Source organism: Bacillus sp. VA15 (assembly GCF_055721145.1).
The window spans coordinates 300,308-316,171 of the sequence record NZ_JBVQPQ010000004.1 but is presented as its reverse complement, the minus strand read 5'-3'; the positions used below and the strand labels follow the sequence as shown (position 1 = coordinate 316,171).

The 15,864-nt window shown below is 40.5% G+C and carries 11 protein-coding genes; 7 read left to right on the top strand and 4 right to left on the bottom strand.

Annotated elements, in window-relative coordinates; all coding sequences use genetic code 11:
* Positions 1–24: 24 nt before the first annotated feature.
* From rlmH to AC0DBE_RS13290, 3 genes are all read left to right on the top strand, one after another.
* Complete coding sequence (gene rlmH / locus AC0DBE_RS13300; protein ID WP_472962460.1) at positions 25–504, top strand: 23S rRNA (pseudouridine(1915)-N(3))-methyltransferase RlmH; 480 nt, start codon at positions 25–27, stop codon at positions 502–504.
* A gap of 167 nt (positions 505–671) precedes the next feature.
* Positions 672–1,394: a hypothetical protein gene (locus AC0DBE_RS13295; protein WP_088680250.1), complete on the top strand. Its 723-nt coding sequence runs from the start codon at positions 672–674 to the stop codon at positions 1,392–1,394.
* Positions 1,394–3,010, top strand: coding sequence for an ORC-CDC6 family AAA ATPase (locus tag AC0DBE_RS13290; RefSeq protein ID WP_088680251.1), 1,617 nt, complete (start codon positions 1,394–1,396; stop codon positions 3,008–3,010). The genes AC0DBE_RS13295 and AC0DBE_RS13290 overlap by 1 nt, the downstream gene beginning before the upstream one ends.
* A 391-nt stretch (positions 3,011–3,401) precedes the next feature.
* On the opposite strand, the gene fbp is transcribed toward AC0DBE_RS13290, so the two are convergent.
* Together fbp and AC0DBE_RS13280 are read right to left on the bottom strand one after the other, a co-directional pair.
* Positions 3,402–5,327, bottom strand: coding sequence for a fructose-1,6-bisphosphatase (fbp, locus tag AC0DBE_RS13285; protein ID WP_242733499.1), 1,926 nt, complete (start codon positions 5,325–5,327; stop codon positions 3,402–3,404).
* 309 nt (positions 5,328–5,636) lie between these two features.
* Positions 5,637–6,347, bottom strand: coding sequence for a GntR family transcriptional regulator (locus AC0DBE_RS13280; protein ID WP_472962457.1), 711 nt, complete (start codon positions 6,345–6,347; stop codon positions 5,637–5,639).
* A gap of 156 nt (positions 6,348–6,503) precedes the next feature.
* Here AC0DBE_RS13280 and AC0DBE_RS13275 point away from each other — a divergent pair, with 156 nt between their 5' ends.
* From AC0DBE_RS13275 to AC0DBE_RS13260, 4 genes are all read left to right on the top strand, one after another.
* Positions 6,504–8,372 (top strand): beta-glucoside-specific PTS transporter subunit IIABC, encoded by a 1,869-nt coding sequence (locus tag AC0DBE_RS13275; protein ID WP_114151014.1) that lies wholly within the window; start codon positions 6,504–6,506, stop codon positions 8,370–8,372.
* A gap of 13 nt (positions 8,373–8,385) precedes the next feature.
* A complete protein-coding gene (bglA, locus tag AC0DBE_RS13270) occupies positions 8,386–9,825 on the top strand; it encodes a 6-phospho-beta-glucosidase BglA (RefSeq protein WP_072565568.1) in 1,440 nt (479 codons plus the stop codon).
* A gap of 289 nt (positions 9,826–10,114) precedes the next feature.
* On the top strand, positions 10,115–11,467 hold the full coding sequence (locus tag AC0DBE_RS13265) for a polysaccharide pyruvyl transferase family protein (RefSeq protein ID WP_014115810.1): 1,353 nt from the start codon (positions 10,115–10,117) through the stop codon (positions 11,465–11,467).
* A 462-nt stretch (positions 11,468–11,929) separates the two neighbouring features.
* Positions 11,930–13,162, top strand: coding sequence for a Fic family protein (locus tag AC0DBE_RS13260; RefSeq protein WP_072565566.1), 1,233 nt, complete (start codon positions 11,930–11,932; stop codon positions 13,160–13,162).
* A 101-nt stretch (positions 13,163–13,263) separates the two neighbouring features.
* Here AC0DBE_RS13260 and ahpF read toward each other — a convergent pair whose 3' ends face one another.
* Together ahpF and ahpC are read right to left on the bottom strand one after the other, a co-directional pair.
* Positions 13,264–14,793 carry an alkyl hydroperoxide reductase subunit F gene (ahpF, locus tag AC0DBE_RS13255; RefSeq protein WP_072183403.1) on the bottom strand — a complete coding sequence of 510 codons (1,530 nt, stop codon included), beginning with the start codon at positions 14,791–14,793 and terminating at the stop codon, positions 13,264–13,266.
* Positions 14,794–14,806: 13 nt separating this feature from the next.
* On the bottom strand, positions 14,807–15,370 hold the full coding sequence (gene ahpC / locus AC0DBE_RS13250) for an alkyl hydroperoxide reductase subunit C (protein ID WP_003236447.1): 564 nt from the start codon (positions 15,368–15,370) through the stop codon (positions 14,807–14,809).
* Positions 15,371–15,864: the final 494 nt, after the last annotated feature.

Genomic DNA, 15,864 nt, shown 5'->3' with positions numbered 1-15,864 from the left:
TTGTTTCTAAAGTGGGGATGACCTGTGAATATCAATATTGTGACAATCGGAAAACTAAGAGAAAAATATCTTAAGCAAGGTATAGAAGAATACACAAAACGACTATCGGCCTACGCAAAAATCGACATCATCGAACTCCCGGACGAAAAAGCACCGGAAAACCTAAGCGACCAAGACATGAAAATCATAAAAGACAAAGAAGGCGACCGCATCCTTTCAAAAATCAGCCCCGACGCCCACGTCATCGCCCTCGCCATCGAAGGAAAAATGAAAACATCCGAAGAACTAGCCGATACAATAGATAAGCTGGCTACATATGGAAAAAGCAAAGTCACCTTCGTCATCGGCGGATCACTCGGATTGAGTGACGCGGTGATGAAGCGAGCGGATGAAAAGCTGTCATTTTCAAAGATGACGTTTCCTCATCAGTTGATGCGGTTGATTCTGGTGGAGCAGATTTATCGGGCTTTTCGGATTAATCGTGGGGAGCCTTATCATAAATAAATGAGGTTATAAATGGTGCGAATAACTAATTTAGTTCTTTTAAGGAATTAATAATTGACGTGTTTTATTTCATAAGTTACCTACAAGGTAGTGTTCTATAAAAAGTAAAGTATTAATATATTTTTTGGGGTATATTGTAAATTTTAAATTGTGAGGAGACTTTTAAAGTGCTTACATGTAATGAATTTTACCTTGAAATTAGCAATAAGAGTAAAGATATTGTTAATCAATCTTTTTTAGGTGATAATTATCAATTACTATCTACCAATCATTCTTTTATAACTGATTTGGAAGTTTGGTTAGAAGCTTTAAATAATCGTCCAGAGATTGAGTTATACGAAATAGCATTTCGTGAATACCAGTTTAGTCTAATTCAAGTATCACAAGGTTTTTATAGACAATCTTTTAACGCATTAAGATTTTTTATTGAGCATACACTTGCAGGAATATACTTTTCATTTCAAGAATTGGATTTAAGACTATGGAAATTGGGAGAGAAGGACATTAATTGGAGTAATATCATAAATGAAGATAATGGTATTTTTTCCAAAGGGTTCTTTAAAGCGTTTTCCCCGATGCTTATTGGAGAGTCAATAACATATAGTGATATAAGTAAAAAAATATACAGAGAGTGTTCAGAATATGTACATGGAAATTATGTGACTCGAGAAAAGTTATCAACAAAATTAGAGTTTAACCAAAATTCATTTGAAATATTTAATGAAAAAGCTAAAATTGCTAGGACACTTATTGTTTTCTCTCTATGTGCTAGATATTTGGATTGTATAGATCATGGTATGAAAGCACGTCTTGAGTCAAGTATAATGGATCATGTTGGAAACATCAAAGGCATACAAACTAGTTTTCAAGTTCAAAAGGAGAATGTATAATGGCTGAATTTTTCTATAGGACAGAAGAAATTAAACTAGAAGAAATAAGTAAATATTTTGTTGAATCAAAACAAGATAGGCAAATAATAGAGCAATTAAAATCAAGAACTCCAGTAATTCTTGTAGGTAGTCGAGGAGTTGGTAAGTCTTTTTTATTTAGAGTTGCACAATATGAACTTATGCAAAAATTTGCTTCAGAGAAAGTAATGCCTGTTTATGTTACATTTAGAGGGAGTTCTTTAATACATACCAATGATCCACAGCAATTCCATCACTGGATGATTTCTAGGATTTGCCATGAGTTAATAAGGGTTTTGGAGAAAAGCGGTAAACTAACCAAAATCCCTACTAGTCTAAATATACTGACTGCTGGTAATGTACAGACTGGACAAGTACAAAAAACAAATATTGAATTAATCGCAGAGGCCTTTGAAGAATCTTGGAAAGATCCTGGGAAATTAGTGAACACTGAAGGGTTGCCATCGACAGATAGATTTCTTGATGCTGTTGAAGACCTTTGTCAAGAGTTAGATATTAATCGTGTTGTAGTTTTCATAGATGAAGCTGCACATGTATTTATGCCAGAACAGCAAAGACAATTCTTTACTCTATTCAGGGATATTCGTAACCCTTATATTTCATGTAATGCTGCTGTCTACCCAGGGGTTACTGTATACGGTGAAACCTTTCAACCAATTCATGATGCATCAGTAATTAATCTTAATAGAGATGTTTTGGATGATGATTATTTAAATAACATGAGGGAAATTGTTAGTAAACAAGCAGAGGATAGCTCAATAATGAAAAACATTTTGAGGAGAGGAGAAAATTTTGCAATTCTTTCATATGCATCGAGTGGAAATCCAAGACATTTATTAAAAACATTACTCCTTACAAATTCTCTCGAAAGTAATTCTGTAAATAAAGTTATTAGGGAGTATTATAGAACAGATATATGGTCTGAACATTCTAAGTTAGCAGAGAAGTATGTCGGGCATAGAGTTCTTATAGATTGGGGAAGAAAGTTTATTGAAGGTGAGGTGCTTCAAGAGATACAACAAAAGAATTTAAGTAGTTTGGATGATGATAAGAAAACTTCATGTTATTTTTGGATTCATAGAGATGCGCCGCAAGCAATAAAGGAAGCTTTACGGTTATTAGAGTACACAGGAGTCGTTAGAGAGCATGCTTTTGGAATAAAGGCTACCAGGTCTCATATTGGGATAAGATATTTTGTGAATATTGGTGCATTATTGGCACTAGAGTCAACTCCAACTTCTATGGCACTAACAATTGTTAAGGCGCTTTCAATAAAGAAGATGACTGAGTATGGCGAGAATAGTAAAGTTTATGATTCTTTAATTTCAGAGATGCCTAGTTTCGATGAACCAAATATGTCTGAAATTCTTAAAGAAGAACTTAAAAAGCCGATAGAAGTATTAGATTTAACAGAATTTCAAAAGGAAAAAATTTTGTCTCTAGAGTTATACACTGTTGGTGATATTTTAAGGGCACCAGAATCTAAACTTCGTGAAGCATATCAGGTGGGAGAGAAGCGGGCTAGACGGATCAGAAATGTTGCTATGATTGCTGTTTATGAATACTTATCAGACTAAAGTGAATGTTATAATAGGTAGTATTTATTCAAATGTTGAGAGAAATTCAAAGTAGTTGTGAAAGCTGATAAAAAATTCGATAGAGTAAGACCGATTCTGAATCATACTTTGAACGATTAGAGTAAGTTTCGACATGTTTTTGTGTCATTGAACATAGCTGTATTCATCTGACATGAGGGTTATTTACTAATGTGAAAATTACAATACGATCGAAAAAACCAGCGCATTTTTCTAAATCCTTGTTTCGTATCCTGAAAGTTTGTTTAGTTTTTCTCCTTTTTTAATCACCGTTTTCCAACCATGAAAAAAACTCCCCTCAAGGTAGACAGATTTTTTATTTCATCTGTCTACCTTGAGGGGAGCATATCATCTTCTCTGAACCCCATATTCCTCACTTCATATACCGATACTCCCGCAAACTCTCCAAAATCGCAACTTCCTGCAGCAGTTCCTCACCGACATTCGTTTCCTTCACTTTCTTCCGCTCAAGCTCTTTGTCCACTAATCGTTTCACCGTCAAGACATCGGTTCCGGTGCTTAGGACTTCTGCCTTGGAGTTGAAGTGTTTATGGGCGACGAGCTGCATGCCGTAGGAGTTGTATAGCAGCGTGTAGCCGGCGATGCCTGTTGTGGATTGGTAGGCTTTGGAGAAGCCGCCGTCGATGACGATCATTTTTCCGTTTGCTTTGATTGGGTCTTCTCCTTCGATTTCTTTTACTGGTGTGTGGCCGTTGATGATATGGCCATGATCTGGATTGAGGCCGAATTCTGCCAGGATGTTTCGGCAGGTTGCCTCGTCTTCGCGTAAATAGTAATACGGGTTTTTCTTTTCTTTATGTGTTTCCTTCTCTTTAATGAAATACCGCTCAAATGTCGTCATGGCGCGTTTTCCGAAGAGGGAGGAGTACTCGCCTGTCCATAAATACCAGGCCATATCTGTCGCCAGGTCATCAGTTTCTTCTGGATGGGCAAACGCTTCCCGCAAGAATCGTTCAAATACATCGAGAAGCTCACGGCCCGCATACGGTTTATCCTCAATCATCATCGTTTCCATATTGCCGTTTTCATCGACAGGAATACAGCCGTGAATTAACAGGTTGCCGTTATATTTTAAATAAAGGCTGCCTTTTTTCATCATAAAATTCATATGGCGGCCCAGCTTTTCGGAATGCTGGACAGAGAATAGCAGCTTGTCTATGACTTCTGCTTCTTCCTCTAATAGCTGATCTGGCTGTTCAGGATTAACTGTCGCAAAGCAGGTGTTTTCCAGCTGATATGTTTTTCCGTGCAGCGTGATTTCATTTTTGTCATAATCTATTTTCTCTAATAACAGCCGCTCTTCCATATTAAAGTTCGGCCGTCTCTTGATAATCGGGCTCTCAAGCTTGAATTGGATCATGGCAATCGCTTGATGGATTTTTGTGATTTGCTTAATCTCATCCTCTGGCCTGTTTTCGTCTGCTTTTGGACGGAACGCTGGATTATCATCATAATATTTTTCGGCCAGGTTCAGCAGCGGTCTCAGGTTGATGCCGTACACGTCTTCAATAATATCAAGGTTATCGTAGCGGGCACAGATACGGATAATATTGGCCAGGCACACTTTGGAACCGGAATAGGCGCCGATCCAAAGGACATCGTGATTTCCCCATTGAATATCGACTGAATGGTAGTTGATCAGCTCCTCCATAATCCTGTCAGGCTGTGGTCCGCGGTCGTAAATATCGCCGACAACATGCAGATGGTCGACCACCAGTCGCTGAACGCTGTAAGCAAGGCCGGTGATCAGCTTATCAGCTTGGCCAAGTTCAATGATCTGATCAATGATTTCGGAGTAATATTGCTCCTTGTTGCCAGCTTGTTCTGTTTTGTATAGCAGCTCCTCCGTAATATAAGCAAACTGGGCTGGCAGTGCTTTGCGCAGTTTGGAGCGGGTATACTTGGAGGAACAATATGAAACGAGCTTAATCATTCGATTAATCGTTTCTTTATACCACTCGTTTAATGCTGGTTTCGCATCAAAGTCATGTTTGATTAACTTCAGTTTGTCTTCCGGATAATAGACCAATGCTGCTAATTCATCGATTTCTCTATCGTAAATGACACCGCTGAAGATGTCGCGTATCTTCTCTTTGACTCGTCCTGAACCATTACGCAGCACGTGCTGGAATGCCTGATACTCCCCGTGCAAATCACTGACAAAATGCTCAGTTCCCTTTGGCAGGTTCAGTATCGCTTTCAAATTAATGATTTCTGTTACTACTTTTTCTTCACAATCGTATTTTTGTGCGAGTAGATCTAAGTACTTGCTTTCCAAAATCGTCCATCCCCTTTTTAGAATAAACCCCTATTTATGAGCATTTGCATGATAAGGTGAATTTAAAAGTATGACATTATTTTTAAACATTGGACCTTTATATGATAGTAACGCATAACTGCTTTTAGAGACAATTAAAACGAGGAAAGAGGTGCTGAGATGAGCGAGGATATAGATAAAGCAGAAAACAGAAGAGAAAGCTAAGGCTGCAAGAATGTCGGGTAAGTCATAGATTCATGTACATTCAGAAAAAAGACCAAGAATAAATTGTTCTTGGTCTCTTTCACTTTCTGCAGGTTGAGCGTTATTTCACAACAAAAAACTATTAGCCTGTACCACAAACTGCGACTGCTTATAATTATAAGAAATCTTCGAGTAATCAAACGGCTGTCCATTCGTCAGGTGAAAAATACTTTCTATATACAGCTTCGGCAGTCCAGCCTCCAACTCCAAATACTCCGCTTCCTCCTCAGTCAGCTGACCCACGTGAAGAAACAAATCAGAAAAACCAATCTTCAATCCCAGTCCTTCCCGGATGTAGTGGAAGATCGAGTGAGAGACGATTTCGTTGTTTAAATACGTCACGATAGATTTGTTGTAGTAGGATTCTTCGTAGCAAAGGGTTTGGCCGTTGATGTAGCGGACCCTTTTGACATAGTAGATGTCCACGTCAATTCCGATGTTTAGGTTTTCTGCCGCTTCCGGTGTCGGCTTTCTCACGTCCAGTTCAATGACTTTTGAGGTGACATTGAAATCCTCGAGGTCTTTTTTAAATCCTTGATTTGACAGAAGGCTGATGTAGCCTTTTCGTTTATGTTTTCTGACGAAGATGCCGCTTCCTCTGAGCTGAAAGATCGCGCCTTTTTGCTCTAATAGATCCAGGGACTTTGTGATTGTGCTTTTGCTGACTTCAAATTGGGCCATGAGGGTTTCTAGCACTGGCAGTTTATCTCCCTGCTGAAGCTCATTTTCTTCTATATACTTTTCGATTTCTTCTGCGATTTGCTGGTACTTTAACATACACATTCCTCATTTATTCGTTTAGTTTCACTTGTCAAAATTATAGCATAAACCGCTTACAATCATAGTAAGTATACAAATATTTTGTAAGGGTATTGATAAATTATACCGGTACAATTATAATGAAAGCGTAACCAAACAAAGGGGTGGGTGAAAATGTCGGGGAAAGTGAGAGATTATACAAGACTAGCGAAAGACATTTTGGAGGCCGTAGGCGGGGAAGAGAATGTAATAGGAGCTTCTCGCTGTGCTACTAGGCTTCGGTTGGTGCTGAAGCGATCTAACCCTAAAGCGAAGGATATCGTGAAGTCGATGCCCGGCGTCATTACGGTTGTAGAGAACAGCGGTCAATTCCAGGTTGTCATTGGACAGCATGTAGGGGAAGTTTTCGAGGAGTTTTCAAAGCTGGTCCATATTGATCTTTCTGGCGAACAGAGCGAGAATAAAGGAACGATGTTGAACCGGATCATTGCGACGATGTCAGCTGTGTTTGCGCCGTTTGTATACATTCTGGCCGCTGCTGGTATTTTGCAAGGGGCATTAATTATCATTAACTTATTGTTTGCTGGTTTTGAGAAAACAGGAGTTTATCAGGTTTTCAGTTTCATATCTTGGGCGCCGTTTACGTTTTTGCCTATTTTTATCGCGATTACGGCATCAAAGCATTTTAAGACCAACACGTATATCGCTGTAGCGTGCTGTGCCGCGTTAGTCAGTCCGACATGGGCGGAGATGGCAGCTCAAATCGCAGACGGAAAGAGCATTTCTTTCTTAGGGATTGCTTTATCGCAAACGACATACACGTCTTCCGTGCTGCCGCCATTATTTTTAGTGTGGATGTTGTCTTATCTTGAACGATTCTTGAATAAGAGAATGAACGAAGTGGTCAGACCGTTATTTGTTCCGTTTCTATGCATGGTCATCATGGTGCCGTTAACGATTGTCCTCATAGGCCCTGTGACAACATTAGGCGCAAACGGAATTGCAAACGGTTACAACTTCTTGGCGGAAAACGTGCCGGCTTTGGCAGGAGCAATCATCGGCGCATTCTGGCAGGTCATCGTCATCTTCGGTGTACATTGGGGCATCACGCCGATGGTATTGGCAAACTTTGATTTATACGGTCGGGATTCATTTCAAGCGTATCAAACGATTGCGGTCATTGCGCAGGTTGGGGCCGTGCTTGGCGTCATTTTGAAAGCGAGAAACAAGGAAACGAGAAAAGTCAGCGTCTCTGCTGGAATCACGGGACTGTTTGGCATTACAGAGCCGGCGATCTATGGTGTAACCTTGAGATTTAAGAAGCCGTTTATCTTTGGCTGTATATCCGGCGCGGTTGGCGCAATCGTGGCAAGCTTCTTTCATCCGTATTACTTTGCCTATGCGGGACTTCCGGGACCGCTGACGATCGTGAATGGTATCAATGAACAATTCCCGACATCCATTTGGGGCATTTTAATCGGTGCTGCGATTGCGGTGATTCTCCCTGTTGTGCTGATTCAGATCTTTGGCTACGGTGAAGATACTGCTGCACAGACGGAAAAGGAAAATGGTCAAACGGCACAGGCAAATGAAGAAACCGTATATGCTCCGTTTAGCGGCAAGGTGATCCCGCTTTCTAACGTGCCTGATGAGGTATTCAGTTCAGGTGCAATGGGACAAGGGTTGGCGATTGAGCCATCCGATAATAAATTGTTTGCCCCGTTTGACGGAACCGTCGTCATGGTCGCGCCTACAAAGCATGCGATCGGCCTTCGTTCGGCGTCTGGCGTCGAATTGCTTGTGCACATCGGACTGGATACGGTGACATTAGACGGCACTCCTTTTACCTTGAAGGTGAAAGAGGGCGATACAGTCAAAAAAGGCGAAGTGCTTGTTGAATTTGATAAAGCTTTCATTGAAGAGAAAGGGTTAACAACGATTACCCCAGTCATCATCACGAATTCACATGCGTATCAGGAAATTCTCATTGAGGATCTTGAAGAAAGTACGATAGACCAAAAATTATTTACAGTCGTAAGCTGAGGAGGAATGAAACATGGGAAACATGACGAAGGATTTTTTATGGGGCGGTGCTTTAGCTGCCCACCAATTTGAAGGCGGATGGAATCAGGGCGGTAAAGGGCCGAGTGTCGTCGATGTCATGACAGCGGGTGCGCACGGTGTGCCGAGAAAAATCACTGACACTATTGAAGAAAACGAATTTTATCCGAATCATGAAGCCATTGATTTCTATCACAGATACAAGGAAGATATCGCTTTGTTTGCAGAAATGGGATTAAAATGCTTGCGGACGTCCATCGGCTGGAGCCGGATTTTTCCGAAAGGCGATGAGGCTGAACCGAACGAAGCGGGTTTGCAGTTCTATGATGATGTGTTTGATGAATTGCTGAAGCACGGGATCGAGCCGGTCATTACCCTGTCTCATTTTGAAATGCCGCTGCATTTGGCAAGAGAATATGGCGGCTTCAGAAACCGGAAAGTCGTGGACTTCTTCGTCAACTTCGCAGAGGCTTGCTTCAACCGTTACAAAGATAAAGTGAAGTACTGGATGACATTTAACGAGATCAACAACCAAATGGACGTGAACAATCCGCTGTTCCTATGGACGAATTCAGGTGTGGTGGTTGGAGAAAACGAAAACGCCAAGGAAGTCATGTACCAAACGGCGCACCACGAATTAGTGGCGAGCGCTTTAGCAGTGGCAAAAGGAAAAGACATCAATCCAGACTTCCAGATTGGGGCCATGGTGTCACACGTGCCGATTTATCCTTTCTCCTCCAATCCTGAAGATGTGATGCTGGCTGAAGAAGAAATGAGACAGCGCTATTTCTTCCCGGATGTGCAGGTTCGCGGTTATTATCCAAGCTACGCGTTGAAGGAATTTGAACGGGAAGGCTATCATATCACATTTGAAGACGGCGATGATGAGATTTTAAGAAACGGAACCGTTGATTACTTAGGCTTCAGCTATTATATGTCCACAACTGTGAAAAGCGATGTGGAAAATGATAATACGGGCGATATCGTCAACGGCGGCTTGCCGAATGGTGTCGAAAATCCGTACATCACATCGAGTGACTGGGGCTGGGCAATTGATCCAACTGGGCTGAGATATACGTTAAACCGTTTTTATGACCGGTACCAAATCCCGTTATTCATCGTTGAAAACGGCTTTGGCGCGGTGGATACGCTGGAGGAAGACGGCAAGATTCATGATCCGGAACGAATTCAATATTTGAAATCACATATTGAAGCATTGGAAAAAGCGGTTACTTACGACGGTGTAGATTTAATTGGCTACACGCCGTGGGGAATTATTGATATCGTCTCCTTCACAACAGGGGAAATGAAAAAACGCTACGGCATGATCTATGTTGATCGTGATAATGAAGGAAACGGATCCATGAAGCGATATAAGAAAGATTCATTTGAGTGGTACAAAAACGTCATTCAAACGAACGGCGAGGAATTATAAGCTGCTGGCCCGAATCGAGTACTTTTACTGAAGTGCCTGATTCGGGTTTTTTGGTGTGATATGAACTGACATCCAATGATGGGAATAGATTACCAGTGCTGATTGCTATGTTATGATTTCACCTGTAAGATGCTTTTTTGTATAATTTAATATTAGAACGGAAAAAAGGAGGGAGTTTGTGAGTAAAAAGGGATGAAAGCGGGTGTCCGGCTGAAGATTTTAAGATTATGATAGAGTTCCCTAAGCAAATCTCCTGACAAAAATTTGGCGAGGAAGGGGCAACATCACATTGAAAAACATTTTAATAAGAGCTGGCATATCACCATTTGATACATTCAATGCAGCTGAAATGATTGTTCGCAACTCCATTGGCGGCAACGTAGGAAACTTAGTATATGCCTACAGTGTGTTTCGTACGCTGATGACAGAAGAAACGACGATTACACCAGATTATTATCGGATTAATCCGGCAGATGCTGAACAAATTAATAAAACATATGATATGTATATTATTCCGCTGGCAGATGCATTCCGCGAGGATTTTGTACCTTCTTTACGGAAATATACCCAATTAATTAAGAAACTAACCATTCCGGTTGTTGTGATTGGGGTTGGTTTGCGTGCTCCGTTTGAACCAAAATTAAATGAGGGTTTTCCTTTTGATCAAGATGTGAAGGCGTTTGTGAGTGCCGTGCTGGAGAGATCAAATATGATCGGTGTCCGCGGTGAAATCACAGCGAAATACCTTTCCAGATTAGGATTCCGTGAAGGTATTGACCATACGGTAATTGGCTGTCCTTCTATGTATGCGTTTGGAAGAGAACTGAAGATAAGAGAAACCCATATTACACCAGGTTCAATGGTGACGGTTAACTCATCAAGGCTGTCTCCTAAGCATGTACTGGACTTCATTACGAGAAGCATGAAAGAGTTCCCGAATCATTACTTTATCCCGCAATGGCGAAAAGAGATGATTCTGACGTATGCAGGTGCTCCTGCGATAGCGAAGCCTGCTGATAATTATCCGGTCAGCATGGAAGACCCAGCTTATCAGAATGATAGAGTCCGTTTCTTTTTAAATGTGCCGACATGGCTGGATTTCCTGAGACAAGCTGATTTAAGCTTTGGCGCAAGGCTGCATGGGAATATCGCAGCAACGATTGCCGGAACACCGAGCCTTTTGCTTCCGAAAGATGCAAGAATGCGGGAATTAGCTGAGTACCATCAGTTAACGCATGTCATGGCAAATGAGATAACAGATCAGACAAAACTGTCAGAATTAATTGAAACACTTGATTTTCATCAGCCTGAGAAACGGCAAGCGCAAAACTTTGACCATTTCATCAGCTTCCTGAATCAAAATCAATTGGATCATATTTATCAAGAGAAAGCGATTCCTGATACCGTTCCTTTTGACGAAAAACTATCTAACACGAAGTTTCTTCCGCCTGTGACTACAGTTAGCGGCTGCAGTTCCACAGAAACAGCGAAACGCTGGGAAGCGCTTATGGCATTAGAAAATGCCAAAAAGGAAAAAACCATTAAAGATCTGAAAAAAAAGGTCAAAAAGTATCAGGGCACTTTAAATAGGAAATCAGTGCGTATCGCTTTAAAAACAGCAAATATGCTGAGTGTGAAGTGACCATTCACTAACATTACAACTATATTACAATTGTATAAAACATGCAATATTTTTGGAATAAAAAAGAAAGCCGCAAGCTGCCAATCTGGCAATATTGCGGCTTTCTTATATTAGTTGCGGATAAGGTAATCAAACGCGCCGAGAGCGGCAGTTGCACCTGATCCCAAAGATTCGTATTGTTTGTGCAACCATCAGTCAAGTTGGTTCATTTCATTTGAGGGGTCTGCCTTGTTTTTAACGGCAGCCCCTTTTCTTCAAATCTTTGAAGGAATGTATTCCATTTTTGTTCAAAGTATCTGTTTAGGACTCAATACTTTGATTATAATTTAGTTCTTTTCTCAGACTAACAGCAAACAGAGAGATTTATTTTGAGGAATAAAGAATATTTATTAGAAAAGAGTCTATAATGAGTATATAATTTAAAAAAGGGATGAATTTTAAATTAGAGAGGTGATGGATAGTATGAATTATGAGAAATTATCAAAACTTTTTTATAAAATTGATGCTGACTCATATGATAAGGAATTCATAAAAAGAAAAAGCAGCTATGGCAGCTATTCTACATCATTAACAGTACGCGGATTCCGTAAAGGTCATCTTACTAATGATTCATTCGAATTATTTTATGTAAATACCCATGAACTCATGAAGTTGAATAATGAAGTGTTATTAAATAGTTCTAAAATCTCTTCACTAATTAGTCAACTTCCTAAATTTGTTGTTAAACCTTATTTTAATAAATTAATTATTAATGAAGCACAGAGCAATAATGAAATTGAGGGGATTCGAAGTACAAAAAAAGAATTGAAAGAAGCTCTTAATGCGCTAGAACAATCTGAACCACAACATAAGCGATTTGTAGGGCTAATGAAGACATATCAATTTATAGATCAGATTGATTCTTTTAAGAGTGTTCGTGACTTCAGAAAATTATATGATGAATTGGTAGCTGATGAGATCGTGGCAGAGGATGCTCCGGATGGAGAGCTTTTTAGGAGAGGATATGTTGAGGTAAATGACGGAAATAGAACTACTCATATTGGCATTAGTTCCGAACAGAAAATTACAGAAGCATTGGATGCATTAATTGATTATTTGGATGATGAATCACATCCACAGCTTTATCGTTATATGGTTGCACATTATTATTATGAATATATTCATCCTTTCTATGATGGTAACGGTAGAACAGGACGACTAATCGTCGGGAGTTATTTATCCAGTTATTTGGAAAAGTATTCAGCTATTACGTTTTCTTACGCAGTGAATAAGAATAAAGAAAAGTACTACAAAGCTTTAGAGGAAATTCCCTCCCCTTTAAATAGAGGAGAGATGACTTTTTATTTAATCAATATGCTGGAATTGCTTCTGTCAGGGCAAAAAGGGATAATTGAAGACCTTGAATTCAATTTAATGAAACTTAATCGAATTAAAAACTATATGAAAAGTGATCAATGGGTTGATTATAAGGATGAACGAGAACTCTTCTATATCATCATCACTATTAATGTATTTGTAAATGATCATGTCATGCTTTCGGTGCAAGAGTTAATGAAAATATCAGGTAAATCAAGACATATTGTTAATAAAGTTATGGATTATTTAGAAGAGCAAGGATTTGTGGAGCTTACGAGCAGAAGACCAAAATCTTATAAAATCAGTGAAGATTGTTTAGAAGAAATACTGCCTTCTTAATATGTCCTTGGTGATTCAGACCAGTTTATGTAAAGTATTCTGTTTTACAAAATATAAAAGCCGCAATGCTGCCAATCTGGCAATATTGCGGCTTTCTTGTATTAGTTACGGATAAGGTAATCAAACGCGCCGAGAGCGGCAGTTGCACCTGATCCCATCGAAATAATGATTTGGTTGTACGCGCTGTCTGTGCAGTCGCCGGCAGCAAATAAGCCTGGAACGCTTGTTGCACCGTGTTTGTCGACGATGATTTCGCCGATGCGGTTCCGTTCAACCGTTCCGTCTAACCATTCTGTGTTTGGCACGAGACCGATTTGGACGAATACACCTTGGAGTTCAACGTGTTTTTCTTCGCCTGTTTCGCGGTCTACGTATGTGATGCCGTTAACGCTCTGATCGCCTGTGATTTCTTTTGTTTGTGCATTTTTCACGACAGTGACGTTTGGCAGGCTGTAGAGACGTTTTTGCAGGACTTCGTCTGCTTTCAGTTCTGGCGCGAACTCTAGCACAGTAACGTGATTGACAATACCTGCAAGGTCAATCGCTGCTTCGATTCCAGAGTTTCCGCCGCCGATAACCGCTACGTCTTTGCCTTCAAACAATGGCCCATCACAGTGCGGGCAGTATGCGACACCTTTGTTTTTGAACTCTTGTTCACCAGGTACGTTGACATTGCGCCAGCGGGCACCTGTTGACAGGATCACTGTTTTACTTTTCAGGACAGCGCCGTTTTCAAGTTCAAGTTCAAACAGATCTTTCTTCTCAAGGCGTTTTGCGCGCTGAAGGTTCATGACGTCAATATCATATTCCTTCACGTGCTCTTCAAGACTTGCAGCAAGCTTCGGACCTTCCGTCGCTTTGACGCTGATGAAGTTTTCGATGCTCATTGTGTCGAGAACCTGTCCGCCGAAGCGCTCAGCGACAACACCAGTGCGGATGCCTTTACGCGCAGTGTAGATGGCTGCACTTGCGCCAGCAGGTCCGCCTCCGACAACAAGAACGTCAAACGGGTCTTTGTCAGCAAACTCAGATGCATCTGCGCCGCTGCCCAATTTCGCAAGAATTTCTTCAAGCGTCATACGGCCGCTTCCGAAGGATTCGCCATTCAGGTAAACGGTCGGCACTGCCATGATATTTTTGCTTTCAACTTCTGATTTGTATGCTGCACCGTCGATCATCGTGTGCGTAATGTTCGGGTTCAGCACGCTCATCATGTTTAAAGCTTGTACAACGTCAGGACAGTTGTGGCATGTCAGGCTGATATAAGATTCAAAGTGGTATTCACCGCTGATCTTTTTCACCTGATCAATGACTTTTTGGTCTACCTTAGGCGGTCTGCCGCTCACTTGGAGCAATGCCAAGACTAATGATGTGAATTCGTGGCCCAGAGGGATACCGGCGAATGTAACGCCAGTGTCTTCTCCGACACGATTGACACTGAAGCTTGGCGTTCTGTTTAATTCAGTTTTTTCAACTGAAATTTTTGATGACATGGAAGCCAGCTCATCAACGAGAGCCAGCATGTCCTTAGAAGTGTCATCTTCGCCTGCGCTAACTTTGAGAACAATATCATTCTCAATTAGCTGCATGTATTGATTTAATTGTGCTTTGATATTTGCATCAAGTACCAATGGTATGCACTCCTTAGATTTTACCTACTAGATCAAGGCTAGGTGTAAGAGTTTCGCCGCCTTCTTCCCATTTAGCCGGGCAAACTTCACCTGGGTTTTGACGAACGTATTGTGCTGCTTTTACTTTGCTGATAAGGTTGCTTGCGTCACGGCCGATACCGCCTGCATTGATTTCTACAGTTTGGATGACGCCATCTGGATCGATGATGAATGTACCGCGGTCAGCAAGACCAGTTTCTTCGTCAAGAACATCGAAGTTGCGAGAGATCGTTTGAGATGGGTCACCGATCATAGCGTAAGTGATTTTGCCGATTTTTTCAGAGCTGTCATGCCAGCCTTTGTGTACGAAGTGAGTATCTGTTGAGATAGAGTATACTTCAACACCTAATTCTTTAAGTGCAGCGTATTGGTTTTGAAGATCTTCTAGCTCAGTTGGGCATACAAAAGAGAAATCTGCTGGGTAGAAGCAGAATACGCTCCATTGGCCTTTCAGAGATTCGTTTGTTACATCGATGAATTCACCGTTTTTGAATGCTTTTGCTTCGAATGGAAGTACTTCTTTACCGATTAAAGACATAATGTTTATTCCTCCTAAAAATGTATTAGAAAGCATAAGTGCTTTCAATAATAATTCTAATTATATATGAATTATTAATTAATATATATTTTTTGTCAAGCCATAACCCCATGAATATCATTCTTTTTTTCGTTTTATTTAAGGTGTGAAAGGAAAGATTTAGGCATCCCTTTTATAGCAAATGAGAATATTAATAAGGGTTGATTCTCAATTAGACAAGGTTTTCCGGGACTTTTGTGAATCAGAATGTCAGTCCGTTTAAGCATTTGAACATTTTATGACACAATGAGCAAGGGGCAAATCGTTTGATCATTTTTCTCAATAAACAAATAGCAGAATAGAACGGAACAGCAAGCATGCTATCACATGATGATCTTGGGGATTGTTTCTAGCTATTATTGTATCACTGTTTATGATATTTAAAACATAGCTTATGTCTCCTGTTATTTGAGATAGAAGAAATCATAGATGAAAAAAAACACGGTTCAGTTGAA

Excerpts from the sequence above, each read along its gene's own strand:
- AC0DBE_RS13280 (WP_472962457.1), bottom strand. The coding sequence starts at position 6,347 with ATGTTAAAGTACCAGCAAATCGCAGAAGAAATCGAAAAGTATATAGAA.
- ahpC (WP_003236447.1), bottom strand. The coding sequence starts at position 15,370 with ATGTCTTTAATCGGTAAAGAAGTACTTCCATTCGAAGCAAAAGCATTC.
- AC0DBE_RS13290 (WP_088680251.1), top strand. The coding sequence starts at position 1,394 with ATGGCTGAATTTTTCTATAGGACAGAAGAAATTAAACTAGAAGAAATA.
- bglA (WP_072565568.1), top strand. The coding sequence starts at position 8,386 with ATGGGAAACATGACGAAGGATTTTTTATGGGGCGGTGCTTTAGCTGCC.
- AC0DBE_RS13260 (WP_072565566.1), top strand. The coding sequence starts at position 11,930 with ATGAATTATGAGAAATTATCAAAACTTTTTTATAAAATTGATGCTGAC.
- AC0DBE_RS13275 (WP_114151014.1), top strand. The coding sequence starts at position 6,504 with ATGTCGGGGAAAGTGAGAGATTATACAAGACTAGCGAAAGACATTTTG.